At 70.8% G+C, this 24,097-nt stretch carries 18 protein-coding genes and 1 pseudogene; 13 read left to right on the top strand and 6 right to left on the bottom strand.

Features of this window, described 5'->3' with window-relative positions:
- Nucleotides 1-6: 6 nt before the first annotated feature.
- Nucleotides 7-2,724, bottom strand: a complete 2,718-nt coding sequence (locus OG417_RS44245) for a DEAD/DEAH box helicase family protein (RefSeq protein WP_329242531.1) — start codon at nt 2,722-2,724, stop codon at nt 7-9.
- 233 nt (nt 2,725-2,957) lie between these two features.
- Between OG417_RS44245 and OG417_RS44240 the strand changes: the two genes are divergently transcribed.
- From OG417_RS44240 to OG417_RS44230, 3 genes are all read left to right on the top strand, one after another.
- Nucleotides 2,958-4,499, top strand: a complete 1,542-nt coding sequence (locus OG417_RS44240) for an LCP family protein (RefSeq protein WP_329242528.1) — start codon at nt 2,958-2,960, stop codon at nt 4,497-4,499.
- Between the two features lie 215 nt (nt 4,500-4,714).
- Nucleotides 4,715-6,226, top strand: coding sequence for an LCP family protein (locus OG417_RS44235; protein WP_329242525.1), 1,512 nt, complete (start codon nt 4,715-4,717; stop codon nt 6,224-6,226).
- Nucleotides 6,227-6,296: 70 nt separating this feature from the next.
- The gene (locus OG417_RS44230; protein ID WP_329242522.1) at nt 6,297-7,595 is read left to right on the top strand and encodes a sensor histidine kinase; all 1,299 of its coding nucleotides are present in this window, start codon (nt 6,297-6,299) and stop codon (nt 7,593-7,595) included.
- Nucleotides 7,596-7,599: 4 nt separating this feature from the next.
- Here OG417_RS44230 and OG417_RS44225 read toward each other — a convergent pair whose 3' ends face one another.
- A complete protein-coding gene (locus tag OG417_RS44225) occupies nt 7,600-8,271 on the bottom strand; it encodes a response regulator transcription factor (protein ID WP_442875789.1) in 672 nt (223 codons plus the stop codon).
- Between the two features lie 120 nt (nt 8,272-8,391).
- Here OG417_RS44225 and OG417_RS44220 point away from each other — a divergent pair, with 120 nt between their 5' ends.
- Both OG417_RS44220 and OG417_RS44215 read left to right on the top strand, forming a co-directional pair.
- Entirely contained in the window at nt 8,392-11,214 is a 2,823-nt protein-coding gene (locus tag OG417_RS44220) for a bifunctional glycosyltransferase/CDP-glycerol:glycerophosphate glycerophosphotransferase (RefSeq protein ID WP_329242517.1), read from the top strand.
- A complete protein-coding gene (locus OG417_RS44215) occupies nt 11,207-12,313 on the top strand; it encodes a glycosyltransferase family 4 protein (protein WP_329242514.1) in 1,107 nt (368 codons plus the stop codon). The genes OG417_RS44220 and OG417_RS44215 overlap by 8 nt, the downstream gene beginning before the upstream one ends.
- On the opposite strand, the gene OG417_RS44210 is transcribed toward OG417_RS44215, so the two are convergent.
- Nucleotides 12,314-12,715, bottom strand: a complete 402-nt coding sequence (locus OG417_RS44210; RefSeq protein WP_329242511.1) for a luciferase domain-containing protein — start codon at nt 12,713-12,715, stop codon at nt 12,314-12,316.
- Between the two features lie 160 nt (nt 12,716-12,875).
- Here OG417_RS44210 and OG417_RS44205 point away from each other — a divergent pair, with 160 nt between their 5' ends.
- Together OG417_RS44205 and OG417_RS44200 are read left to right on the top strand one after the other, a co-directional pair.
- Nucleotides 12,876-13,790, top strand: a complete 915-nt coding sequence (locus tag OG417_RS44205) for a threonine/serine dehydratase (protein WP_329242508.1) — start codon at nt 12,876-12,878, stop codon at nt 13,788-13,790.
- 99 nt (nt 13,791-13,889) lie between these two features.
- A pseudogene (locus tag OG417_RS44200) lies at nt 13,890-14,000 on the top strand (Uma2 family endonuclease); the annotation flags it as partial.
- Here the strand turns inward: OG417_RS44200 and OG417_RS44195 are convergent.
- Entirely contained in the window at nt 13,997-14,977 is a 981-nt protein-coding gene (locus OG417_RS44195) for a magnesium transporter CorA family protein (RefSeq protein ID WP_329242505.1), read from the bottom strand. The pseudogene OG417_RS44200 and the gene OG417_RS44195 sit on opposite strands and share 4 nt — an antisense overlap.
- Nucleotides 14,968-16,527, bottom strand: coding sequence for a dolichyl-phosphate-mannose--protein mannosyltransferase (locus tag OG417_RS44190; protein WP_329242503.1), 1,560 nt, complete (start codon nt 16,525-16,527; stop codon nt 14,968-14,970). Before OG417_RS44190 ends, OG417_RS44195 begins: the two co-directional genes overlap by 10 nt.
- Nucleotides 16,528-16,652: 125 nt before the next feature.
- Between OG417_RS44190 and rsmI the strand changes: the two genes are divergently transcribed.
- A complete protein-coding gene (gene rsmI, locus OG417_RS44185) occupies nt 16,653-17,510 on the top strand; it encodes a 16S rRNA (cytidine(1402)-2'-O)-methyltransferase (RefSeq protein WP_442875614.1) in 858 nt (285 codons plus the stop codon).
- A 110-nt stretch (nt 17,511-17,620) separates the two neighbouring features.
- The gene (locus OG417_RS44180) at nt 17,621-17,920 is read left to right on the top strand and encodes a hypothetical protein (protein WP_329242498.1); all 300 of its coding nucleotides are present in this window, start codon (nt 17,621-17,623) and stop codon (nt 17,918-17,920) included.
- A gap of 17 nt (nt 17,921-17,937) precedes the next feature.
- Here OG417_RS44180 and OG417_RS44175 read toward each other — a convergent pair whose 3' ends face one another.
- Nucleotides 17,938-19,455: a hypothetical protein gene (locus OG417_RS44175; protein ID WP_329242495.1), complete on the bottom strand. Its 1,518-nt coding sequence runs from the start codon at nt 19,453-19,455 to the stop codon at nt 17,938-17,940.
- 433 nt (nt 19,456-19,888) lie between these two features.
- Between OG417_RS44175 and OG417_RS44170 the strand changes: the two genes are divergently transcribed.
- From OG417_RS44170 to OG417_RS44155, 4 genes are all read left to right on the top strand, one after another.
- Nucleotides 19,889-21,139 (top strand): glycosyltransferase family 2 protein, encoded by a 1,251-nt coding sequence (locus OG417_RS44170; protein WP_442875613.1) that lies wholly within the window; start codon nt 19,889-19,891, stop codon nt 21,137-21,139.
- Between the two features lie 130 nt (nt 21,140-21,269).
- On the top strand, nt 21,270-21,809 hold the full coding sequence (locus OG417_RS44165) for an RNA polymerase sigma factor (RefSeq protein ID WP_329242488.1): 540 nt from the start codon (nt 21,270-21,272) through the stop codon (nt 21,807-21,809).
- A 35-nt stretch (nt 21,810-21,844) separates the two neighbouring features.
- Nucleotides 21,845-23,011, top strand: a complete 1,167-nt coding sequence (locus tag OG417_RS44160; protein ID WP_329242485.1) for a hypothetical protein — start codon at nt 21,845-21,847, stop codon at nt 23,009-23,011.
- Between the two features lie 250 nt (nt 23,012-23,261).
- Nucleotides 23,262-24,062 carry a CDP-alcohol phosphatidyltransferase family protein gene (locus OG417_RS44155; RefSeq protein WP_329263019.1) on the top strand — a complete coding sequence of 267 codons (801 nt, stop codon included), beginning with the start codon at nt 23,262-23,264 and terminating at the stop codon, nt 24,060-24,062.
- Nucleotides 24,063-24,097: the final 35 nt, after the last annotated feature.

The following is a 24,097-nucleotide window of genomic DNA, read 5'->3' as shown; positions in this document are numbered from 1 at the left end:
CCTGAGTCAGTCCCAGGCGACGCGCAGGACGGTCGTGGCGGACAGGGGGTTCTCGCCTCGGTGGGTGGCGAGGACGCCTTCTCCCTCCGGGGTGTTGGCGTAGACCGGATCGCCGGCGGAGATCCAGGTGTTCCACGCCTGCGCGAAGGCCCTGGCCCGGCCGCGGTTCTGGCCCAGGATCGCCGGTACCGCGTGGTAGACGACGCCGTCCGCCCGCGCGGTGCCCGCGAGCCACTCGTGCACCGGAGCGGACCGCAGGACGTACCTCGGCATGACGTAGCGCGGCGCGGCGACGGGGGAGAGCACCTCGTCCAGGGCGAGCGCGAACCGTTCGGAGGTCGCCGTGTCCACGGCGGACAGGGAGAACCGGTAGGTCCCGTCCGGCTCGGCCCGCGCGACCACGCCCTCGGCGCCGCGCCGGGAGAGGTCCGCGGCGCGCAGCCCGTCCGCCACGGCGCAGGCGAACCGCAGCAGCGGAGGATCGCCCGCGGCCTCCTCCAGCAGCCGTTCCGCCCGTCGTAGCGCCCGAGTGCGGCGTACGCCCAGGTACGCCCCGGTGGCCAGCAGCGGCAGGCCGAGCAGCACGGCGACCCAGGTCAGCACGCTTAGCAGCAGTACCGCCACACCGCCACCCGCCAGGGCGAGCGCCACGACGGCGCGCACCGGGCGAGGCGGGGCCGGGGCAGCACACGCCGCGGCGGGAACGACCGGCGGCGGCTCCGGACGCGCCGTCTCCGCCAAGACCGGCGCGCGAGCCGTACGGGCCGCGCGGACCCGGAGGGTGTGCACGAGTTCGTCGCGGAACCCGGTGCCGAGCCGCCAGGCCTCGCGGGTCTCCTCACGCGCCGAGGCCCGCGCGAGCATGGCGGCGTTCACCGCGTCCAGCTCTCCCGGGTCCGGCGGGGCGTACGGGGAGAACGCGGCGTCCACGTGCGCCACCCCGGACACGATCTCCCCGTCCGGCGCGGCGGCCAGGTACCCGCGGTGCTTGCGGACGAACCGCTGCCAGTCCGCCGCGCCCTTGGGGTGGTGGTCGGCGACGCAGACGACGCTCCAGACGTTGGCCACCTTCTCCGGCCAGGACGGGTCGAGCCGCAGCGCGCGCCCGCGCGTCTGCACCACCGAGGTCGTGGTTGTGGCCGAGGTCAGGTCGATGAGCGCGTTGACGCCGCGGGCGTCCCAGCCCTCGCCGAGCAGGGCGCGCGTGCCGATGAGGATCCGGCAGCGTCCCTCCTCGAAGAACGCCGTGACCAGGCGGACCCAGGTGCGGGCCGACCAGGAGCCGCCGATGACGCACACGCCGCCGTCCTCGGTGAGCGACAGGTCCGGCCGGTCCGCCCAGGCGAGGAACGCCCGCGCCGTGGCCGGTCCGGCGGCGACCGTACGGCCGGTCACGAGCATCGGCCCGAGCGGGGCGGTGCGTTCGTCGGCCACCAGGTTGGCGAGCACGAGCCAGGCCGAGCCCGCCTCCGGCTCCAGCACTCCGTGCAGCCGGGCGGGCAGGCGCGCCCCGGCGCGCTCGTGGTCGCACAGCACGAGCGCGCGCAGGCGTTCGCTGAGCGCCGCGCCCTCGGCCGCGGCGATCTCCACGGTCGCGTGCGTCTTGGCGGCGCTGCGCGCCAGGACCCGGTCCACCGGCGACCGCGCGGCCCGTACGCCGCGGCGGGTCAGCGTGTACCCGACCGAGGGGAGCGCCCGCCGGATCGCCTCCACCGTGTCCGCGCCGGGCGCGGCGTTGCTCACGTAGTCGTCCAGCAGCGCGACCCAGTCGTCGGCGGACGGCGCGTGCCGGTGCTCCTCGCGCACCCGGGCACCGGGCGGCAGGCCGAGCAGCCCCGCGTGGTGCATGCGCAGCGCGGCGGCGGCCAGCCGTGGTTCGTCCCTTTCGACGCGTGTCCAGGGCACCGCGTGCGTGTTCGCGGTGAACCGGGCGTCCAGCCAGGTCAGGAAGCCGGTCGAGGTGACCAGGTCGGTCGTGAGCTCGGCGAAGCGCTCGGCCTCGCCCGCGATGTGGTCCGCCTCGACCGCCGTGGGCGGGGTGAGCCAGGCCAGCTCGGCGAACGGCGCGAGGTGGCCCTCGCGGACGAGCGCCGGGGTGGACGCGCCGAGGATCGGCGTGCCGAACAGCGTGTCGACCAGCGCGGCCTCGGCAGGGGAGAGCGACTCCGGCGGGGTTCCGGTCAGGCCGAGGACGATCGCGTCCGGCAGCCGTTCGAGGACCTCGGCGACGAGGCGGCCCCAGACGTCGAGCAGGTGGTGGCACTCGTCGAGCACGAGGGTGAGCGGCCCGGCGGCGGCCAGCCGTTCGATGAGGTCACGGCCGTTGACGTGCAGCCGCCGCATCGGGCCGCGGGCGCGGCCCTCCTCGTCGGTCTCGGCGTCCGGATCGAAGATCGCCAGCGACTGGTAGGTGAGCACGGTGACGTCCGCGCCGAGGGAACGGTCCGCGTCCGCCGTGGCCGTCGCGGGGGTGAACCGCCGCCAGTGCGCGATCCACTGGTTCTGGATCGCGGTGTTGGGGACCAGAACGACGACCTTGCGCGCCAGGCGCCGGGCGGCCTCCAGGCCGATGAGCGTCTTGCCCGCCCCCGGCGGGAGCACCGCCCACGCACGCCGGCGTCCGCCGGTCCAGGCCGCGTCGAGCCGGTCCAGCGCCGCCGCCTGGTAGGGGCGGAGTGTTCCGGGCCAGTGCGTACGGGAGAAGCCGGCGGTCACGCGGGTCATGATGACAGTCCGCGCCGTCTGGCGCGCTCGCCGGTACGGATCCCAGAAAGTGACGAAAACAACCCCGGATCGTCGTAACACCTTCGCATCCGCCGAGGATGTCGGTATCGGCGTAGATCAGCCGCTCCGGTCACCGTTCGTGTTGGCTCGTTCACCTCGCAATCTGGACGGAGCTTTTACGCGTCCAGTACAGGTTGGGACCTAAGCTCCCAGTCCGGGACAGAGGAGTGCGTATGGGGCGAGTCGATTCCCGGGTCAACGATGGCCTGGACGACGAATCCGGTGAGGAGCCGGAAGGCTCCATCTGGCATGCCCTGGGACTGACGATCGCCTCGGCCGTCGTCTGGGGCGTCGCCCACCTGGCGACCGGACGACGCGTCGTCGGCGGGCTCCTCATGGCGCTCCTCGCGCTCGTCATCGGCGGCGGCGTCATCGTCGTGCTGGACTTCCGCGAGGAACTCAAGCAGATCGCGGTCCAGAGCGACTGGCTGGCCGGGATCATCGGCGGCATCCTGCTGCTCGCGCTCGTGTGGTCCGCGGTCGTCGTCCGCTCGTACGTGATCGTGCGTCCGAGCGGGATGTCCGTGGTGCCGCGGATGCTCGCCGGCGCCGTGGTGGTCGTCCTCGTCATCGGCGTCTGCACGCCGCTCGTCTGGGCGGCCCGCGACACCTACACCCTCCGCGACACCATCAGCACGATCTTCCACGCCGACGACACGAAGCCGCCGGTCGTCAAGAACGTCGCCGATCCGTGGAAGGACAAGCCGCGCGTCAACATCCTGCTGCTCGGCGGCGACGGCGCGGGAGACCGCGTCGGCGTGCGGACCGACAGCATGACCGTCGCGAGCATCGACACCCACACGGGTGACACGGTGCTGTTCAGCCTGCCCCGCAACCTGCAGTACTTCCCGATCATCCCCCGGCTGCGCAAGCGGTGGCCGAGCGGCTTCACCGGGGTGTCGGCCGGCGACGAGGGATTGTTGAACGAGCTGTTCCAGGACGCCGAGGACGACAAGTCGCTGATGCCCGGCTACGCCAAGGGCCGCCGTGGCCCCGCGCTGGTCAGCGAGGAGATCTCCTACCTCATCGGCCAGCCCATCGACTACTACGTCCTGGTCAACCTGTTCGGGTTCGCCGACATCATCGACGCGATGGGCGGCGTCAAGGTGCACATCGCCCACGACATCCCGTACGGCGGGCCGGAGGACGGCAGCGCGCCGACCGGTGTGCTGAAGGCCGGCAACCGGAAGCTGAACGGCAAGCAGGCCCTGTGGTTCGGGCGGTCGCGCACCATGAGCAGCGACTTCGTCCGCATGGGCCGGCAGAAGTGCCTGATGAAGGACGTCGCCGAGCAGGCCGACCCGCAGCGGGTGCTGACCAGCTTCCAGAAGCTCGCCAAGGCGGCGAAGAAGACGATCTCCACCGACATTCCGGCGGAGATGCTGCCCGCGCTCATCCGCCTGTCCGGGACGATGAAGCAGGGCGCGCAGGTCACCAGCCTGATGTACGTGCCGCCGCAGTTCCAGAACGTGCGGCCGGACCTGCGGGTGATGCGCCGGGCGGCGGCCAAGGCGATCGCCGAGAGCGAGGCCGCGCGGCGCACGTCGTCCGCCACCCCGGTCACGCCCGGCGCCACCGCCGACCCGAGCATCAGCGCGGACCCGGGCACGAGTGCCGACCCGAGCACGAGTGCCGACCCGAGCAAGAGCGCGAGCCCCAAGAGCTCCAGTCAGCACAAGAGCAAGGCCGTCTCGCTGACGGCGGCCTGCGGCTGAGACCGGGCGGCGCTGACGATGCGTCACGTGATGAGGGCGGTGACCGGGCCTTACCGGGCAATCGAGGCAGGTGGGGTCATACGTACGGTACGATCCATCAAACTTCGCCAAGGGTTACTGACCGCTTCCAGTCAATCACTTTGCATACCGCACGGTGTTGCATCGCGCGCTCATCACAGTTGTGACCGGCCACGAGCAGAGGAGCAGGAGACTTCATGGCATCGCGGCAGTACGGAGGACGGGCGGTGAACGGCCGTGAGCCGATCCCGGTCGCCGGGCTCTGGCGCGCCCTGGGACTCACTGTCGCCTCGGCCGTCGTCTGGGGGATAGCGCACATCTGGGCGGGCCGCCGCGCGGTGGGCTTCACCCTCATGGGACTTCTCGCCGTCCTCGTCTTCGGAACCGTGACGGCGGCCCTGGCCTTCCAGGACAAGCTCAAGCAGATGGTGGTCCAGGACACCTGGCTGAACGTCATCATCGCGGGCATCCTCATCCTGGCCGTCGCGTGGGCGGTGATCGTGATCCGCTCGTTCCAGGTGGTGCGGCCGCCGGGCCTGCCGACGGCGATGCGGATCACCTCCGGCACCCTCGTCGTGATCATGGCGCTGATGGTCTGCACGCCGCTGGTGTACGCGGCGAACGCGACGTACGTGCTGCGTGACACGCTGTCGAGCATCTTCGCCGGCGACGGCAACACCGCCGTCAACGCGTCCGACCCCTGGAAGAACAAGCCGCGGATCAACGTGCTGCTGCTCGGTGGCGACGGCGGCGCGGACCGCACCGGCATCCGCACCGACAGCATGACGGTCGCGAGCATCGACACCAAGACCGGCAACACCGTGCTGCTCAGCCTGCCCCGCAGCCTGCAGAAGTTCCCGGTGCCGCCGAAGATGCAGAAGCTGTGGCCCTACGGCTACACCGGCGACGCCCCGAACCCCCAGCACCCCGGCGGCGAGGGCCTGCTGAACGAGCTGTACATCCAGGGCGAGCGGCATCCCGAGCTCGAGCCCGGATACAAGAAGGGCCAGCGCGGCCCGCACCTGGTCGAGGACGCCATCGGCTACCTCACCGGCCTGAAGATCGACTACTACGTGCTCGTCAACCTCAACGGGTTCAAGGACATCGTCAACGCCATCGGCGGCGTCACGGTGCACGTCGAGAAGCGCCTGCCGATCGGCGGCGAGATCGTCAACGGCGTCCAGACGAGGCCGCCGACGGGCTACCTCCCGGCCGGCACCCATCACCTCAACGGCACGCAGGCCCTGTGGTACGGGCGCTCCCGCGACGCGGACGACGACTTCCACCGGATGGACCGGCAGAAGTGCCTGATGAAGGACATCGCGGACCAGGCCGACCCGCAGAAGGTGGTCACCCACTTCCAGAAGCTGGCCAAGGCCGCCAAGAGCACGATCTCCACCAACATCCCGGTGGCGCTCCTGCCCGCTCTGGTGAAGCTGTCCGGCACGGTGAAGAAGGGCGCCGACATCCAGAGCATGCCCTACAACCCCGGCAAGATCCCGGGATTCCACGTCTACGAGCCGAACCTGAGGGTCATGCGCGCGGCGGCCGCGAAGGCCATCGCCAACAGCACGAAACCCGCGACGGCGACACCGGCGAACTCCCCGAGCGCGAGCACGTCCGCCAAGGCCAAGCGCACCGGGGCGAGCGCCTCGCCCTCGCACAAGTCCTCCTCAGGCGCGACGTCGCTGAAGAACGCCTGCGGCTGACGCCCGGTCCGGACGGCCGCCGACACGGTCCCCGGCCGGGCCACCGCCGGAGCGGGGGCAGAATGACCGGATGACCGGAAACCCCCCGGCAGAGGGCCGTCCCCTGCGGCGCCGTGTGCTGGTCACGATCGTCGGCGTCGCCGCGTCGGCGGTCGTGCTGTTCGCGCTGCCGCTCGCGGTGGTGTTGCAGCGGCTGTACCGCGACGAGGCGGTCGTCTCGCTCGAACGCGACGCCACCCGCATCTCGGCCGAGGTCCCCGACAGCATCGCGCGCGACCCCCGGCCGGTGCCGATCGTGACCCGCATGTCGCGGCGCCTGAGCGTCGGCGTCTACACCCTGGACGGGCGGCGCGTCACCGGCCGCGGGCCGGAGCACTCGCCCGTCGCCGGGAACGCGGACGACGGCCACGTCCACGAAGCGGTCGAGCACGGGTTGCTGACCGTCTCCGCGCCGGTGCCCTCCGACGAGTCCATCGTCGCGGTGATCCGGGTCGCGACGCCGTACGAGCGCATCTCGGCGCGGGTCGAACGGGCGTGGCTGCTGATGGCGGCCCTGGCGCTCCTCGTGGTCGGGCTGGCGGCCGTGGTCGCGCGGCGGCAGGCGGTCCGCCTCGCCGCGCCGCTCGAACGCCTCACGCGGGACGCGCAGGCCCTGGGCGGCGGCGACTTCTCCATCCGGGCCAGGACGGTCGGGGTACGGGAGGCCGACGCCGCGAGCCGTGCCCTGGAGGCGACCGCCCGGCGGCTCGGCGACGTGCTCGACCGCGAGCGCGCCTTCAGCGCCCACGTCTCCCACCAGCTGCGCACCCCGCTGACCGGCCTGCTCCTGGGCCTGGAGGCGGGCCTGGCCGAGGACGACCCCCGGGCGGTGATCCGTACCGCCCTGGAGCGCGGCGAGCACCTGCAGGAGATCATCGAGGACCTGGTCCGGCTGTCGCGCGGCAGCGTGGGCGACCGCGGCGTGCTGGACGTGCCGGCCCTGCTGAGCGAGGTCCGGTCCCGTACGGACGTGACCGTGCGAGTGCCGGACGAGCTGCCGGAGGTGCGGGCCTCACTCGCGGCCGTACGCCAGATCCTGCACGTCCTGCTGGACAACGCCGTCACGCACGGCCGGCCGCCGATCACGGTGTCCGCGACCGACCTCGGGTCCGGTCTGGCGATCGACGTCACCGACGACGGCCCGGGCGTGCCCGACGGCGCGGACGTCTTCCGCGCGCCGGCGGACGGGCACGGCATCGGGCTGGCGCTTGCCCGTTCCTTGGCCGAAGCGGAGGGAGGCCGCCTGATCCTGCGGCGGTCTTCGCCCCCCACGTTTAGCTTGCTTTTGCCTGCGGGCGGATACGGTAGCCGCCATCAGTCACCGTCCTGATCGCTCATCTCTCCCCGTCCGCGTCGCGTTCGTACCGGTAGCCGCGCCCGCGGAGAGTCGTGATCTGCGCGTATGTCCCGAGCTTCCGGCGGAGTGTGGAGACGTGCACGTCGAGCGTCTTGGTCGGGCCGAACCAGTTCTCGTCCCAGACCTCGTCCATGAGCTGTTCGCGGGTGACCACCTCGCCCGCGCGGGTCACCAGCGCCGCCAGCAGGTCGAACTCCTTCGGCCGCAGGAGCACCTCGGCGTCACCGGCGTGCACCCGGCGTGCGGGCAGGTCCACGCGGACCCGGCCCACCGAGACGACCGAATCGCCCGGCACCGCGCCCTGGCGGCGCAGGTGGGCGCGGATCCGCGCGACCAGTTCGGTGAGCCGGAACGGTTTGGTGAGGTAGTCGTCGGCCCCGGCGTCGAGGGCGACCACGACCTCGAACTCCTCGGTACGGGCGGTGAGCACGACGATCACGGTCTGCGGCAGGTCGGCGCGCAGGCGGCGGCACAGCTCGACGCCCTCGATGTCGGGCAGACCGAGGTCGAGCAGGATGAGATCCGGTGGATGGACGAGGGCGTCGGCCACCGCGGCCCGGCCGCTCGTGGCGAGCCCGGCTTCATAGCCGTTCGCGGACAGGGCCTTGAACAACTCGGCCCCGATGACGGAGTCGTCCTCCACGATCAGGATTCGTTCACGCGGCACACCACAGATCCTAAGGATCCCCTCAAGGTGATCATTCGTTGAGTCGGTTACGTACTTGTCCGAGAAAAGTGTTCGTTCTCTGGAAGTTCGAGGGGTTCCTCCATGACAGACGTCAGCGTGATCGTCATCGTGTACAACGATGCCGATCGGCTGCCGACCGCCGTGCGCTCCGCGCTCGGCCAGTCCCACCGTGACGTCGAGGTGGTGATCGTCGACGACGCCAGCACCGACCGGACCCCGGTGGTCGCCGACGAGCTCGCGACGACCGAGGACCGCGTACGGGTGATCCACCGGGCGGAGAACTCCGGTGGCTGCGGGCAGCCGCGCAATGACGGCATCGCCGCGGCGCGCGGCACGTACCTGATGTTCCTTGACAGCGACGACACGCTCGATCGCCACGCCTGCCGCAACCTGGTCGCCGCCGCCGAGGAGCACGAGGCCGAACTCGTCTCCGGCTGCTGCTGGCGCGTCTACCCCGACAAGGGCGAGGAGCGCGTCTGGTACCGCGGCGTCTACCGCGAGCGCGGCGTGTACGCCTCGGTGCGGGAGTATCCCGAGCTGCTCTACGACACGCTGTCCACCAACAAGCTCTACCGGCGCGACTTCCTCGACCGCGAGGGCCTGCGGTTCGTCGAACGCCTCCACTACGAGGACCTGCTGTTCAGCACGCAGGCGTACCTGGCCGCCCGGAAGATCGCCATCATCCCGCACCGCGTCTACAACTGGATGATCTACGAGAAGGCCGAGACGCTCTCGATCACCAACCAGCGGGCCGAGCTGCGCAACTTCTCCGACCGGCTGGAGATCTTCCGGCGCATCGACGCGGTGTACGCCCGGTACGGGGCCGACGACCTGAAGCTGTCCAAGGACGTGAAGTTCCTCAACCACGACCTGCTGCTGTACGTCCGGGGCCTGCGCAGCCGCGACGACGACTACCGCGAGGCGTTCCTCGCCCTGGCCCGCGCGTACATGGCCACGATCGACCCGCGTGCGTACGAGGAGGCCCACGAGCTCCAGGCGATCATCGGCTTCATGGTCGCCCAGGGCGACTACGAGGGGGCCGTGAGCGCGGCGGACTACGTCGGCAAGGGCAAGACCGGCAAGCCCCGGCTGACCACGCCGCTGGTCGAGCGCGACGGGCGGATCTACTGGTCCGGCGACCACCTCGACACCGAACAGGGGCGCCGGATCCTGGACGTCACCGAGCTCGGCATCCACTCGCTGCCGCTCAAGTCGCTGAACCCGGGCGGAAAAGTCACCGAGATGACGCGCGACGGGCACACGCTCCGGCTCGCCGGAGACGTCGTCAACCCGCTGAACCGGATCGGCGCCGGCGTCCCGCTCAGCGCGCGGCTGGAGTTCCGCGACCGCAGCCGGACCGGCCGGTTCTTCGCCGTGCCCGCCGAGGTGACGCACGCGGACGGGCGGCTGCGCTGGAGGGCCGAGGTCGTGCCGGGCCGCGACGTGCGACCGCTCGGCTTCCTCGACCAGAGCTGGGGCCTGCGGCTCCGGCTCAGGGCCGGCGACGACGAGCTGTTCATCCGGCTGTTCGCGAGCGACCCGATGGAGATGTCGGTGCCGGTACGACCGCGCCTGACCCGTCTCGCGGGCGACCACTTCGAGGCGTACGTCCCCGAGAACGGGGAGATGGCCTTCCGCCTCGTCGCGTACGGCTGGGCCGGCCGGGTCACGATCGCCACGCTCCGCCGGTTCGCCGCCACCGGGCGCGGACGCCGGTGGTGGACCGCGCTGCTGCGCGCCGAACGACGCTGGCGTGAGGTCTTCACCCGCCGGAAGACCAAGATCGCCGTCTACAACCGGCTGTTCGTCCGGCTGCCGATCCGGCGCGACACGATCGTCTTCGAGAGCCACCTCGGCAAGCAGTACTCCGACAACCCCAAGTACATCTACGAGGAGCTGCGCCGGTCCGGCGCGAAGTTCACCGCCATCTGGTCCTACGCCAAGAGCCCGGCCGGCTTCCCCAAGGACGCCAAGCTCGTCCGCCGCGGCTCCTGGCAGTACTACCTGGCGCTCGCGCGGGCCGGTCACTGGGTGGACAACCAGGGCTTTCCCCGGGACGCCGTCAAACGCCCCCAGACGACCTACATCCAGACCTGGCACGGCTCGGCGTACAAGCGGATGGGGTTCGACGACCCGGAGCTCAAGCGCGGGAGCAAGACCCGGCGGGCGCGCTTCCAACAGGCGATCGACCGCTACGACGCCTTCCTGATCCGCTCCGAGCACGACGCGCGGACCCTCGCCAAGGGCCTCGGCGTGCGTGCCGAGCTGATCCGCAGCGGCTACCCGCGCAACGACGCCCTGGTCAACGGGGGCGACACGGCCGAGCTGGCCGAACGGCTGAAGCTGACCGGCGACGAGCGCACGGTCGTGCTGTACGCGCCGACGTTCCGCGCCGGGGCGGGCGGCAAGGCGCAGAAACGGTTCGAGCCGCCGTTCGACCTGGAGGAGTTCGCCGAGGAGCTCGGCGAGACGCACGTGCTCCTGGTCCGCCCGCACTACCTCAACACCGCGGTCGTGCCGCCGAGCCTGCGCGGCGTGGTCCGCGACGTCGGCGCGGTGCACGACGTCACCTCGCTGCTGCTGCTCTCCGACGCGCTCGTCACCGACTATTCGTCGCTGATGTTCGACTACGCCCTGCTCGACCGTCCCACGGTGTTCTTCGCCCCCGATCTGGAGGACTACGTCCGGTCCCGCGGCACCTACTTCGACCTGCGGAAAGAGGGGCCCGGTCCGGTGCTGAGCGATCCGGACGAGCTGTTCGCCGCGCTCGCCGACCTGCCCGGCCTCACCGCGCGCTACGCCGGGAAACGGCGTGAATTCGTCGAGCGCTACGGGGAATACGACCGGGGTACCGCCGCCAAGCAGGTCGTCGACCGCTTCTTCACGAGGGACCCGAATGCGTGACATCTTCATCGTCTGCAACAACCACGAAGAGCTCGGCGGCCTGCAGCGATGGGTCCACCACGTCGGTGGGCTGTTCGCCGCCCGCGGCCACCGCGTGCACGTGATCGGCGTGACGCACGCCGCCGAGCCGCACGACTACGGCCGCGACCTGCCGTACGAGCTGAGCGTCCTGCACGACACCCCGCCGCCGTCCCGGAGCGGCGGATGGCTGCGCGCGATGCGCTTCCGTTCGGTGCAGCGGCACGGCGCGGCCAAGCTGAGCCGCCTGTTCCGCGCCGCCCGGCCGGGCGGCGTCATCATCGCCGCGCAGGTGTGGGCCATGGAATGGGTCGCGCTCGCCGACACGGCCGGCATGCCGGTCATCGGCATGAGCCACGAGTCCTACCAGGCGACCAAGGCCTCCTCGCGGTACCAGCGGGTCAAGCGCTACTTCACCGACGTGAACCGGTTCCTCGTGCTCAGCACCGAGGACGCCGACTCATGGGCCCGCGACCACATGTCCAACGCCGACTTCATGCCGAACCCGCTCCACGTCAGCCCGTCGGTCCTGCCGGACCTGTCGCGGCCCGTGGTCGAACTGCTCGGCCGGCTGTCCTTCGAGAAGGGACAGGACATGATGCTGGAGGCGTGGGCGGAGGTGACCGGGGCCTTCCCGGACTGGCGGCTGCGCCTGTACGGCTCCGGGCCCGACGAGGAGGTTCTGCGCCGCCAGGCGTCCGACCTCGGCGTCGAGGAGACCGTGGAGTTCGCCGGGGCGACCGCCGACGTCGAGGCCGCGCTGAACGAGGCGTCGATCTTCGCCCTGTCCTCGCGCATGGAGGGCTTCCCGATGTCGGTGATGGAGGCGATGGCGTACGGCCTGCCGACCGTGGCGTTCGACTGCGCGCCGGGCGTCCGCGAACTCATCACGCACGAGGCCGACGGGCTGCTCGTACGGCCGGGCAACACCACGGAGTTCGCCGAACAACTCGCCCGTCTGATGAGCGACGAGGACCTGCGGGCCAAGCTCGGCAGCCGGGCGCGTACCTCGGTGCGCCGGTTCTCCGCCGACATGGTCACCGACCGCTGGGAGCGGATGTTCGAACTGGTCGACCAGTGATCAGGACCAGGGAGCCTTGAGCCGGGGCCGCGGGCGGGTGCGCTCCCACGTGCACGGCCGGGCCGGCGCCTGCTCCTCGGCGGCGCGGATCGCCAGGCTCGTCAGGCTGATCAGGAGGGCGCCCGCCGTGTCGGTGTCGAGCAGCACGGTCACCCAGTCGTCACCGGGCCGCACGACGACCTGGCCGCTCTCGACGAGCACCGTGTCCAGGCGTTCGACGAAGCCGCGGGACAGGCGGAGATCGGCCTCCTCGCCCGTGTGCAGGTGGAGAATCTCGCCGCCGCGGAAGTTGAAGCTCCGGCCGGTGCCGCAGGAGGGACGGCCGGCCGCGAGGCCGGGCCATGTCACCAGTTGCGCGGCCACTCGCTCGGCCGCGCTGCGGGTCTTCGCTGAGCCCGTCACGGCACCAGCATCCCGTGTCGCGGTCATTCTCCATAAGAGTCCGCATCCCAATTGTTATGAGCGCACTCGGCCGTTTTTCGCTTCTTGGTAACCGCGGCGACGACCGTACGTGGGCGGTCGACCGGAATGCGGCCTTCGGTCCGGCCGGTACGGTGGATGGGTGATCTCTCGTGGTGACGTGGAGACGGCCCGGACCCGGATCGGTTCCCGGGTGTTGCGGACGCCGGTACTCCGGCTCGACCGGCTGTGGCTGAAGCTGGAGCAGCTCCAGCACACCGGTTCGTTCAAGACGCGCGGCGCCTTCAACCAGGTTCTCGCCGTGGCCGAGGCGGGCGGTCTCCCAGAGGCGGGAGTGGTCGCGGCGTCGGGCGGCAACGCGGGCCTGGCCTTCGCGTACGCCGCCCGCGAGCTGGGCGCGCGGGCGGAGGTGTTCGTGCCGGAGACCGCGCCGGCGGTGAAGGTCGCCCGGCTGCGCGCGCTCGGCGCCTCCGTACACCAGGTCGGGTGCGAGTACGCCGAAGCCTACGAGGCCGCGACCAAGCGCGCGGCCGACACGGGAGCCCTGTTCGGCCACCCCTACGACCAGCCGGAGGTCTGCGCGGGCCAGGGCACGCTGGCGCTGGAACTGGAGGAACAGACCGGCGGCGTCGACACCGTGCTGGTCGCGGTCGGCGGGGGCGGGCTGATGGCCGGCATCGCGGCGGCGCTGGAGGGCCGGTCGCGCGTGGTCGGGGTGGAGCCGGAGGGCTGCCCGACGTTCCACGCCGCACTGGCGGCGGGCCGACCGGTCGACGCGCCGGTGGGAGGCGTGGCCGCCGACTCCCTGGGCGCCCGCCGCGTGGGCGAGATCCCGTACGCGGTCGCCCGCCGCACCGGCGTGGAGTCGGTGCTGGTGAGCGACGCGGACGTGATCGCCGCCCGGCAAGCTCTGTGGCAGGACCACCACATCGTGGTCGAACACGGCACCGCCGCCGCCTACGCCGCCCTCCTGACCGGCGCCTACACCCCGTCCGAGGGAGAACGCGTCGCCGTCATCTGCTGCGGAGCCAACACCGACCCGACCGATCTCGCCTGAGGCGATCACGCCCCCAGGCCAATTTTCACGGACCAGTGGTGGACGCCTTGGTCGCCGGTATGCGCCGGACTGCCCCGTCTCACCTCCGCGTCCGTCTAGCTCGACCCGTCGAACAAGGCGTACGCACTCACCGGGATCCACCACGATCGGCTGAAGCTCACGGTCCCGTTCGACATCGACATCGATCTGACCGAGATCGAGAAGCTCTAGAGCCAGTCGCGCTTTTTGAAGATGGTGTACAGGGCCACGGCGGTGGCGATGAGGATGGCGAGGCTGACCACGAAGCCCCACTGCTTGTCGTAGCCCGGGAACGGGACGTTCTGGCCGTAGAAGCCCGTCACGGCCGTGGGGACCGCGATGACGGCGGCCCAGCCCGTCAGCTTCTTCATCACCTGGTTCAGGTGGTTGCCCTGCAGCGCGATGCGGGTCTCCTGCAGGCTCGTGACGACGTCGCGCAGGCTCTCGGTCCACTCCGTGGCGCGCAGCACGTGGTCGTACACGTCCTGGAAGTACGGCGTCATCGGGTCCGGCACCACGTGCAGGTCGCGGCGGAGCAGGGTGTTGACGACCTCGCGCATCGGCAGGACCACGCGTCGCAGCTTGGTCAGGCTCTTGCGCAGGCGGAAGCCGCGATGCTGGGTCTCCCGGGTGGGCGCCTCGTCGCCGAACAGGCGCTCCTCCAGGTCGTCGATCGCGCCGTCCAGCGCCTGGACGGCGGCGAAGTGACCGTCGACGATCAGGTCGATCAGCCCGTGCAGGAGGTACGCGACGCCGTACCCGGCCAGGTCGGCGGAGGAGTCCCACTGCCGGAGCAGCGCGTCGAGGTCGAACTCCTCATCGCCCCGTACGGTCACCAGCGCGCGCTCGGTGACGAACGCCGAGATCTCGTGGGTGGCCAGCTCGCCGGTCTCCTCGCTCAGCCGCACGTCGTAGGCGTTGAAGAACAGATGGCCTTCGTAGCGGTCGAGCTTCGGTCGTTCGTGCTGGCTGAGGGCGTCCTCGATCGCGAGCGGGTCCAGGCCGAACTCCTGGCTGATGAGCTCCAGACCGCCCTCGTCCGGCTCGCACAGGTCCAGCCACACGACGGTGTCCGGCTCGGCCAGGTAGTCGCTGATCTGAGCGGCGGGGAAGTTCTCCCTATCGAGCTTCCCGCCGCGCCACACGCGGGTGCGGGCGTTCAGATCCATGAGTCGAACCACATGCGGCTGTGCCACGCGTCGTAGGGCAGGATCTGGCCGGTGAGGATGGGATACAGGAAGTAGAAGTTGGCCAGCACGAGCAGGACGTACGCCCCGCAGGCGGCCGCGCCGAACACACGTCTCATCGGCACCGTGTCGGCCGGGCCGATGAGCATGCCCATGACCAGCACGATCGACAGCACCATGAACGGCAGCATCGGGGTGGCGTAGAACAGGAACATCGTCCGGTGGCCGAAGCCGAAGTAGAACCACGGCAGCCAGCCGGCCAGGAAGCCCGCGACCGTCGCGCCGGCCCGCCAGTCGCGCTGCACCAGCCACCAGCCGGTGATGACCAGCAGGGTGATGATCGAGATCCACCAGATCGCCGGGGTGCCGATGCCGAGCACCTCGCGCGAGCACTTGCTCGCGCCGCAGCCCGTCGGCTCGTTGTAGTAGAACGCCACCGGCCGCTTGAGGAACATCCAGTTCCACGGCCACGACTGGTAGTCGTGCTTGACCGTGAGCGTCGTGTGGAAGTGCCACATCTGCTGGTGGTAGTCCCACAGCCGCGGCATCGCCTGGAAGAACGCGGTGATCGGGTTGCCGGACACCCGGCCGCGGCCCCAGCCGCCCGCGTTGAAGATCCAGCCGCTCCACCACGCGAGGTACGTGACGCCGCTCACCACCACCAGCGACACGAACGCCGGCACCGCGTCGAGCAGGAACCCTCCGGCGTACGGCTGGCGGATCCCGGCGGCGCGCCGCGCGCCGATGTCCCAGATCAGGACCATGATGCCGAACGCCGCGATGTAGTAGATCCCGGTCCACTTGGTCGCCACGGCCGTGCCCAGGCAGAGCCCGGCGGCCAGGCGCCACCAGTGCATGACGAACGGGCCCAGCTCGCTCTCGTTGCCGGTCTCCATGACCTTGGCCGCGAGCGCCGCGCGGGTGCGGTCGCGGTCGATGACCAGGCACGCGAACCCGGCCAGGATCCAGAACATCACGAAGATGTCCAGGATCGCGGTGCGGCTGGTGACCAACTGCATGCCGTCCAGCGCGAGCAGGAGGCCGGCCGCGGTGCCGAGCAGGGTCGAGCGCGTCATCCGGCGCGCGACCCGGGCCAGGATCAGCACCGACAGCGTGCCGATCACCGCCGAGGCGAACCGCCAGCCGAAGGGGGTCATGCCGAACATCCACTCGCCGATGGCGATCAGCCACTTTCCGGCGGGCGGGTGGGCGACGAAGCTGCCGCCGTTCGCCCAGATGTCGAGGTTCGGCGGGTGCTGGAGCAGCAGGCTGTCGGCGTTCTTGACCGTGTTGTGCTCGTACCCGAACTTCAGCAGCGCGTACGCGTCTTTGGCGTAGTAGGTCTCATCGAAGATCACCGCGCGCGGCTTGCTGAGGTCGTAGAACCGCAGCACGCCGGCGAACAGCGTCACGAGCAGCGGGCCGAGCCACCCCATCAGCCTGCTGCCCGGAATCGCCGACGCCATCCACTGGCGCAGCGATGGCGGGCGCCCGTCGCGCTGGGACCGAGAAGCGGGTTCGAGTCCTGTCATCGCCACCACCCCGACATCGTACGGGGGGATACCGGGCCGATTGTGCACTTCGAACTGCCTGCCCTCACGAGATCGTCACGGCCCGGCGGTCTCCGAGGTGCGAGACGGTGACACCGGGGTCGAAGATGGGTGCTGTGGGAACATCTGGGACGCTGACGCTGGCCGCCGCGCCGATCGGCCGCGCGGAGGACGCATCCGAACGCCTCCGCGGCGCACTGGGCGCTGCCGACATCATCGCCGCGGAGGACACGCGCCGCCTGCGGCGCCTCACCGCCGACCTGGGTGTCACCACCGCCGCGCGGATCGTGTCGTACTACGACGCGAACGAGCGCGCCCGCGCCGCCGAACTGGTCGAGGAACTGCGCGAGGGCCGAGACGTGCTGGTCATCACCGACGCCGGCCTGCCGGGGGTCTCCGACCCGGGCTACCGGCTCGTCACCGCCGCGATCGAGGCCGAGGTGCCGGTCACCGTCCTGCCCGGGCCGTCCGCGGTGACGACCGCGCTGGTGATCTCCGGGTTGCCCAGCGACCGCTTCTGCTTCGAGGGCTTCCTGCCGCGCAAGGCGGGGGAGCGGGCGTCGCGGCTGGCCGCGCTGGCCGACGAGCCGCGCACGATGGTCTTCTTCGAGGCGCCGCACCGGCTGACCGCGGCGCTGGAGGCGATGGCGGGCGCGCTGGGCGCCGAACGGCCCGCCGCCGTGTGCCGCGAGCTGACCAAGACGTACGAGGAGGTGCGCCGCGGGCCGCTGGGCGAGCTGGCCGCCTGGTCCTCGGGCGGCGTGCGCGGTGAGATCACGATCGTCGTCGGAGGCGCGCCCGAGCGTTCCGGCCCGGCGGACCTGGCCGCGCTGGCGGACGAGGTCGAGCGGCGCGTCACCGATGGCGCGGCCAGAAAAGACGCGATTGGTGAGGTTGCACGAGAACATCGTGTACCAAAGAGGGACCTTTATGACGCGGTTATTGCACGAAAAACCCGGCGATGACGATTATTTGACGTAATCTTTACGCAGCTCAGGGCCCCTCAAACAAGACTTAATGGGGAAAACTCGTGGCGGGACGTAATCCGATGGTTTCGCCCGGGGGTGACGGGAAAATGTACGAATCCATGATCTCGCACGAGACGTGGAAGTACGAGTGCCTCGGCTGCCTGCACGAGTGGCAGAAGGAGTTCGAGGTCGGACGCTCCTCAGACGGCCACGGTGGGGAGGTCGTCGTCTACCACCACCTGAGCCAGCGCTGCACCTCGCCGTGGGCGGAGCCGGTGTGCCCGTCCTGCGGCAGCTACGACGTCAAGATCCTGCCCACCGGATGGACCGTCGTCGCGCCGATTCCCCGCCAGCGGAACACCGAGCTGGAAATGATCTTCCGGCTCCGCCGCCTGCACGCCTACTAGAAGTCGCTGAAGGCGGCTCAGGACGCCGTGACCGCGTCCTGAGCGGCGAGCTTCCCCGGCTCCTCCGGTTCGCCGGAGGAGCCGTTCGTCTTCTCGGACGCGCGCCCGCGCCACCGCAGGAGCCGCGTCAGCTTCCCGCGCGGCTCGCGGGAGAAGGTGATCGCGGCGGCGACGCACGCGAGCGGCACCGTCGGCAGCACGTAGCGGTAGTCGAACTCGGCGGTGGCCGGCGGCACCAGCAGGAGCCCGGTCGCGAGAATCCAGGGCAGGAACGCCTCGCCGCCCCAGCGCCGCCACAGCGGGACCAGCCCGGCCAGGCCGACGATGAGGATGCCGCCGAGCACCGTGCCGGGCATGTGCGCCACGTCCTGGTAGGTGCGGATGCCCGTGGCGTACGGCTTGATGATGCGGGTGCGCGCGTTGCCGTCCTCGTACCGGTGCGCCTCCGACGAGGCCGTCTGGTCACGGCTCATCCGCCAGGTCGGCAGGGCCGCGGACTTCTTGCCGAACTCATACATCTGGTAGGTGGCCTTGTCGGGGAAGACCGACCGGTGCCACTTGAAGGTGTAGAGGAAGTCCTTCATCACGACCACGGCGTAGTCGAACGGCTGGGCCATGATGGCGCGCTTGGCGAAGTCGCCGGCGAGCTTGTTCTGGTAGTCGGTGAACCGCGCGGCCGGCACCCGGTGGAACGGGGAGTTGCGGTCCCAGATGGCGTCCTGAGAGAAGGTCAGCGGTGTGTGGGAGGTCCGGCTGTCCTTGCAGAGCGGGTACTCCGAGACCGGCGGCTTGATCTTGTTGCAGTCGGCGAACTCCGTGACCCGGGCGTACAGGAAGACGCCGCTGCTGGTCGTCATGCCCGGCTTGCCGTACCAGGCCCAGAACCAGCCGGCGTACGCGCCGAGCGGCAGCGCGCACATGACGACCGTCGCGACGAGGACGCGCCAGTTGAAGCGGCGCATCAGGAAGTACACGACGATGGCGATCAGCACCGGCTCGCCGACGGTGCGCGTCAGCGTGGCGAGCCCGACCAGCAGCCCGACCACTCCCGCGATCTTCCAGGTGATCGCCTTCCCGTGCCACAGGACGATCGTCGCCGCGCACAGGATCAGGAACTCGAACGGGATGTCGGACAGGATCAGGTGCTCGAGTTGGATCTGGTAGCCGTCGTACAGCAGCGGCACGGTCGCCAGGGACGCGCCCCAGCTCGGCAGGCCGAACTTCCGGCGCAGCAGCGCGTAGATCATCACCGCGCCGGCCAGCCCCATCAGGTGCTGGAGCCCGGCCACCAGGGCGAAGCTGTGGAACGGCTTGAGCGCCCACAGCAGGAACGAGTAGCCGTCCGGCCGGATCGGGTGCGGGTAGGGGGCCATCGCGACGTGCAGGTAGTCGAACGAGTCGTTGAACCACGACGCGGGCCGGTAGCCCAGCATGGCGAGCGCGCGCAGGAAGGCGCCGCCGGCGAGCACGGCGGTGAACGTCTTGTGACGCCGGACGAGCGAGAGCAGGAACGGGAGCACGCCGAATGAGACCAACCCGACACGGCGGGCGCGCCCTTTCTCCGGCGCGGCCTCCTCTTCCGTAACGGCCTCAACCGCTTTGACCTGCGGCTTTTCATCCGCGGACCCGTCAGGTGACGTGTCAGGCGGCGCGCCTGTCACGGCGGATTCCCCGCTCTGTTCTCCCGCGGTAGTCAAGTCGGACCGACCTCTCTGGACAGCACAGCCCTTATCCTGTATCCCCAGCCTGCCGTCAGCAGGGTGCTTCATGTGAAGTCAAAGGTTGCGGCTTTGCAACACACAGCCGCTCGCCGGCGGGCATCATGGGTAACACACGCCACTTGTCGGAACAATGACGAGGTTAGTCGAAACCCCCGAAGCTTGGTTGCGGAGGGGTAATGGAGGACGCGACGTGGAACTCTCCGTGGTGATGCCTTGCCTGAACGAGGCGGAGACCGTAGAGACATGCGTGCGGAAGGCCCTCGGATTCTTCGCTGAGCACGGCGTCGACGGCGAGGTCGTCATCGCCGACAACGGCAGCACCGACGGCAGTCAGCAGCTCGCCCGCGAGGCGGGTGCCCGCGTCGTGCCGGTGACCTCCAAGGGCTACGGCAACGCCCTGATGGGCGGCATCCGCGCGGCCCGCGGCACCTACGTCGTCATGGGCGACGCCGACGACTCCTACGACTTCACCTCGCTCATGCCGTTCCTGACCGAGTTGCGGGACGGCGCCGACCTCGTCATGGGCAACCGCTTCAAGGGCGGCATCGCGCCCGGCGCCATGCCGCCGCTGCACAAGTACCTCGGCAACCCGGTACTCAGCTTCGTCGGCCGGCTGTTCTTCCGCAGCAAGATCGGCGACTTCCACTGCGGGCTGCGCGCGTTCCGCCGCGACTCGATCCTGCGGCTGGGCCTGCAGACCGGCGGCATGGAGTTCGCCAGCGAGATGGTGGTCCGCTGCACGCTCGCCAAGTACGACGTGCGCGAGGTCCCCACCACGCTCTCGCCCGACGGCCGCTCCCGCGCCCCGCACCTCAGCACCTGGCGCGACGGCTGGCGTCACCTGCGCTTCCTCATGCTCTACAGCCCGCGCTGGCTGTTCCTGATCCCGGGCCTGCTGCTGATGACGCTCGGCCTCGTCGGCGGCGTCGCGCTGTCCACCGGGCCCGTCCGCGTCGGCGACATCGCCTTCGACGTCGACACCCTCGTCGGGGCCTCCGCGATGCTGGTGATCGGCTTCCAGGCGGTGCTGTTCGCGCTGCTGACCAAGGTGTACGCCATGGAGGAGGGTTTCCTTCCCCATGATCGGCGGGTGCAGCGCGTCGTCGACTCCTGGAGCCTCGAACGCGGCCTCGTCGTCGGCGGCCTGCTCGCGCTCGCCGGCCTCGTCGGGCTGGTGGCCTCGCTGGTGCACTGGCAGGGCCACAGCTTCGGCGAGCTGGACCCGCGCGACTCGCTCCGCATCGTCGTGCCCGCCGCGACCGCGCTCATCATGAGCTTCCAGATGATCTTCGCGTCGCTGTTCGTCAGCATCCTCGGGATCCGCCGCCGCTCCCACCCGCCGGTCACCGACCCGGCCGAGGAGGCCGCCGACGTCGTGGACGCCGCGGTCGTCAAGGTCGCGGGCGAGGCGCAGACCCTCAACCTCAAGGAGGTCGACGCGCCCGCGGATGAGGACGCCGCCGACGAGGAGAGCAAGGACCCGGCCGAGACCGCCTGACGACGGTTCGCGAGAAGGCCCCGGCGTTCGCCGGGGCCTTTTCTCGTTCGCGTGCCGTCTCGGTGTAATCGGCGTTCCGGCCGGAGGGAGTACTTCGCGTCAGCCACCGACGACCCCGAAGGACGCAGGCGTGAACGACCCCGCCGAACGATTCACGGCCCTGTACGACCGGCATTACCGGAGCGTGCTCGGCTACGCGCTGCTGCGAGCCGGCCAGGACGCCGCCGAGGACGTGGTCAGCGAGGTCTTCCTGGTCGCCTGGCGGCGGCTGGACGACCTGCCCGACCCGCCGCTGCCGTGGCTGCTCGGAGTGGCGCGCAACCTGTTGCACAAGCAGTACGACGCCGGCCGCCGCCGGCAGGCGCTCGCCGACCGGATCGCCTCGGCGACCACGGCGGACGACCTGGCCGGCCCCGACGTGGCCGAAGGCATCGTGGACCGCACCACCGTCCGCGCCGCGCTGTCGGCGCTGGGGGAACGGGACGTCGAGACGATCGTCCTGGCCACGTGGTACGACCTGGCGCCCCGCGACGCCGCCCGCGTCATGGGCTGCTCCACCACGACCTTCGCCGTACGGCTGCACCGGGCCCGCAAACGCCTCTCCCGCGTCCTGCGCACGTCACCGGCCGCCCCGGCCCGTACGGCACTGATCCAGCAGAGGGCCCGATGAACCCCGACGAGACCGGCCACGACACAGGAGCCGAGATGACCTTCACCGACCCGATGACGATCCTCGCCGACCACGTCGGCACGCTGGCCGAGGACGGCTACCGGCGCCGCCGCGACGCGGACCTGGCCCGCATCACCGCCGCCGGGCGCGCGCCGGCCCGGGCCGACCACCGGATCCTTCCCGCCCAACGCCGTCGCACCCGGCCCATCTTGGCGGGCGTGGCCGTGGCCGCCGCCGCGGCGGTGACCGCCGGCGTCCTCGCCCTGCCCGGCGACACGCCCCGGCACGGCCGGGCGACGCCACCTGTCTCCACGCCGCTGGACGCCCGGTCGGTGTTGCTGGCCGGAGCCGAGTACGCCGCGAAGCAGCCGGCGACGGCGCACGGGGCCTACTGGTACTCCCAGATCCGCGACGTGGAGCGGGCCCGGCAGCGCCGAAAGGGCGTCAAGGGCCACGGCACGCTCGCCAACGGGGCGCCGAGGAGCGGACCCTACTTCCCCTTCCACGCGTACGTCGGCATCACCTGGGAGAACTGGGACCCGTACCAGCAGGGCCCGCCCTCGCGGACGGTGGACCGGGACATCCAGATCCGGTTCGCCACCCCGGCGGACAAGGCCGCCTGGCAGCGGGCGGGGTCACCGTCGCTGACCGACATGAAGCCCTTCTCCGCCGACTCCCGCACCACCGATCCCTACCTCGCACTGGGTCCCAAGGGCACGACGATGGCCGGTCTGGCGAAACTGCCCACCACCGCCGAAGGACTCCGGAAGATGGTCCTGGCGGACCGGAACCGCATGATCGCCGAACTGCGGAAGTACCACGCGCAGAGCCAGGAACTCTCGCTGACCGAGGACGTCCTGGACGCCGGGATCGCGATCATCAACGCGCCCGCGCCCCCGGAGGTGCGCGCGGCGGCGTACCGCATGCTCGCCGCCCAGAAGGGCATCCGCGGCATCGGCCCGGCCCGCGACGGTCTCGGCCGCTCCGGCGTGGCGCTGGCCGTCCGCGTCGAGGAACCCACGCTCCACGGCCCCCAGCGGAACGAGGAGCGCCTGATCATCGACCCGGGATCGGCGCGGATCCTGGCGCGCGAGTACTACCCGATCGGCGCGGACGGCACGGTCGCGAGCGAGCCCGACCACTCCACGCTGATGATCACCGACGGCTGGACCGACCGCATCGGCGTGCCCTCCCGCGGCTGATCGCCCGGTGCCGGCATAGCGACGGCACCTCGGAAGCGTCAAAAAGGGAGAACCGGACGGGACGGACCGGCCAAGTACAGGTGTGAGCACAGCGAGCATGAACGGTGGTTCCGATGCTGAAGAATCTGTTGGAGCAGATCGCGGTACTCCTCGGTCCCGACCCGGGACTGCACTCGGGGGACGACAGCCACGCGCTCGGCGACGAGGACGGCGAGGAGTGGTGAACCCGTCGTTCACGACGGACTTCACGATGGACGACGTGCGGACCCGCACGTACAAGGCGCGCGACGCGTGGTGGACCGTGTTCCTGGTCGATCCCCTGGCCGGGCGGCTCGTGCGGTTCACCGCGAACCGCACGTCGCTGACCCCGGACCAGGTGTCGCTCGGCGCGCTGCTGCTGGGCCTGGGCGCCGCGGGCTGCTTCTGGAAGGCCGGGCCGTGGCTGATCGCCGGCGCGGTCCTGTACCACCTGAGCTTCGTGCTCGACTGCGTGGACGGCAAGCTCGCCCGGCTGACCGGCACCGGCACCGTCTTCGGCGGCTGGCTGGACTATGTGTTCGACCGCATCCGCGTGCTTGCCTGCGCCGTCGCCCTGACCGCCGGGCAGTACACGGCCACCGGCCGGCCGGTCTACCTCGGCCTGGGCATCGCGATCGTCTTCCTCGACATGCTCCGCTATCTCGACGCCCTGAAGGTGGCGGCCGTGCGCCGGGAGATGAACGGCCGGCTGCGCGACGCCGTCCCCGCGGACGGGCCCGAGCGGGTCCCGGTCGACCTCCAGCGGGGTTTCCGGCAGCGGTTCTCCTGGTACCTGCGGGTACGCGACTGGCTGCTGCGCCACCGGGTCCGTACGCACCTGGTCAGCGGCATCGAGTTCCAGATGGCCGTGTTCATCGTCGGCCCGCTCTGTCACGCGATCATTCCGGTGACCGTGGTGGCCGGGGCGCTGATGCTGGTCTTCGAGGTGGGCATCGTCTACAAGCTGTGGCTGTCGTCGAAGGACTTCACCCGGGCGCTCGGCGAGGCCGAGACCTCGCGGTCGCCGGTGTGAGGGCGCGCCCGGTCACCGGTCGGCGGATATCGTGC

Origin of the sequence: Actinoallomurus sp. NBC_01490 (assembly GCF_036227085.1) — a bacterium.
GTDB lineage: Bacteria > Actinomycetota > Actinomycetes > Streptosporangiales > Streptosporangiaceae > Actinoallomurus > Actinoallomurus oryzae.
Note: the sequence above shows the minus strand (reverse complement) of the source record. Positions and strands in the feature narration are given on the sequence as shown.